The organism is Nocardia sp. NPDC057455 (assembly GCF_042802775.1).
Lineage (GTDB): Bacteria > Actinomycetota > Actinomycetes > Mycobacteriales > Mycobacteriaceae > Nocardia.
Map to the genome: position 1 here is coordinate 1 of NZ_JBHVDM010000201.1, position 2,061 is coordinate 2,061.

Below are 2,061 nucleotides of genomic sequence, written 5' to 3' on the forward strand. Positions count from 1 at the left end.
CGGTAACCCTTTCGGCCCGCCGCCGCGAGCAGATCCTCGACATGTCGGTCGATTGCCCAGATGTGGAGGTCCATCAGATCGAGTGCTGGATTCATTTACCTGGGGGAATACCGATGACCGAGATCGAGTCGCCGACGCTGCTGCGCCGCCAGCTCGGCAGATTTCTGCGCGAGGCCCGCGAAGGCCGTGGACTGACGATCGCCATCGCCGCCAAAGAAGTTCAGCTCAGCTTCAACGGACTACAACGCCTGGAAACCGGCCGCGCCGTGAAGCCCCGCCGCCAGGACGTGCGCGAGCTGTGCATGTTGTACGAGGTGAACCCCGAACAGACCGAACAGGCGGTGGGGTTGGCATCGCGCGCGGCAACGGCACGGGACGAGGACGGGATCACTCCGCTCGGCGGGTTGTTCTCGGATGCCTTCAACATGTACGTCGGCATGGAGCGGTCAGCTCGGCGGCTGACGTCTTACGAGGTCCAAGTGCCCGGCCTGTTGCAGACCGCTGACTATGCCCGCGCCTTGATAGGGGCGTTTCTGCACGACGGTTCGGCCGACGAAATCGAACAACGCGTGCGGGTTCGCCTCAACAGGCAGGTGGCTGTCACCCGCAAGACGCGTCCTGTGGACCTGCACGTGCTCCTCGACGAATCAGCGCTATACCGGGTCGTCGGAGGACCGAAAGTGATGTCAGAGCAGCACCGCTACCTAGCCGATGTCAGCACACGGCCGAACGTCACCCTGCGCATCCACCCATGCTCAGCCGGATACACGCGCGGCATCCTGCACGGCTCGTTCGTGCTCCTGGACTTCGGCATTGACAACAAAGGCAGGCCGATCGAACCGCCGGTCGTCTACCTCGACGGTGGTATGAGCAGCGATCTCTACTTGGAAAGGCCCGAATTGTGCAGCGTTACACTGAAATGGCCGACGCCATCCGGGAGACGGCCCTGGACGAGAAGACCACGCGCGACCTGCTCCGCCGGGCAGCAAGGAGTTTTGACGGTGACCGTTGACCTATCCGGAGCAAGCTGGTTCAAGAGCAGCTTCAGCGAGTCCAACGGCCAGTGCGTAGAGGTCGCCCACCTGGACGACAGCACGGTCGGCACGCGCGACTCCAAGAACCCGACCGGCCCGGCCCTGACGTTCACCCCCGCCGCATGGGACATCTTCCTCGCCGGAACCAAAGACGGCGAATTCGACCACAGCTGAACACGTTTCGATCCCTAAATCGCACTACACCCAACGGGCTCGATGATGAAGTCACCGGGCTCCGCGGTCGGAAGCACGCCCCTAACGAACCTCCCTCGGCAGCAACCCGTTCGGCGAGGGAGTCAAGTTTCAGCTGTGGGCGTTCCCGCAACCTGCACGACGGCTATGAGTGGCACACGGCAGCGGCAAATCGCGAGTAGACCTCTCGGCGATGTGCCACTCGCGGGAGCATGGTTGGCGAGGTGGCTCGATTTCGGTCTCAGGCATGCAAGTAGGGATCATCTGCCCAAGGATCGCCGTAGTTCTCGTACGGATCACCCAATTCTCGCAGTCGACGTCGACCATCCTCAGTGAGCTTCGCCCTGAACACCTCATTGGAGCCGATCTCATCGTCGCGTATACCTAAATATCCAGGAACTCCGTTATAGCCGTGAGAGACACGCCTGATCGCTTCCTCCGTACCGACTGCCCAGGCCTCCCACGACCGACCGCCGCCCGGGAATGCACCGAAATCGATGTAACCTTTGTCAGCCAACTCTCGGAGTATTGTGAGAACGTATGCACGCGAATATTCTTCGGGGGCGATCTTCTCAACCGTGCCGTCGAATTCACCGATGGCCGCCCAATCGTCGGAGACATTGTAGAGAAGAAAATTCTCCAGCTTCTCGATCACGGCAGATGCACCTTTACTGGCCTCTTACTTCCCGGATAAAGGATGTCGATGGTGTCGAACAGGAGATCGGCTACCGGCGTATGACCTCGCCGCGGCAGCGCAGCATCGAGCACTGCCGTATGCGTCGGTCGATCGAGGCAGGATTATGAAGCCGACGCGAAAGGCGCTGCGGCGGAAACC

2 protein-coding genes are annotated in these 2,061 nt (G+C 61.3%); one reads left to right on the forward strand and one right to left on the reverse strand.

Going from position 1 to position 2,061, the window contains the following annotated elements:
* The coding region (locus ACFU5M_RS34435; protein ID WP_379055801.1) for a Scr1 family TA system antitoxin-like transcriptional regulator at positions 1-1,208 on the forward strand (1,208 nt) is incomplete at its 5' end.
* Positions 1,209-1,467: 259 nt separating this feature from the next.
* Here the strand turns inward: ACFU5M_RS34435 and ACFU5M_RS34440 are convergent.
* Positions 1,468-1,881, reverse strand: a complete 414-nt coding sequence (locus ACFU5M_RS34440; protein ID WP_379055803.1) for a hypothetical protein — start codon at positions 1,879-1,881, stop codon at positions 1,468-1,470.
* Positions 1,882-2,061: the final 180 nt, after the last annotated feature.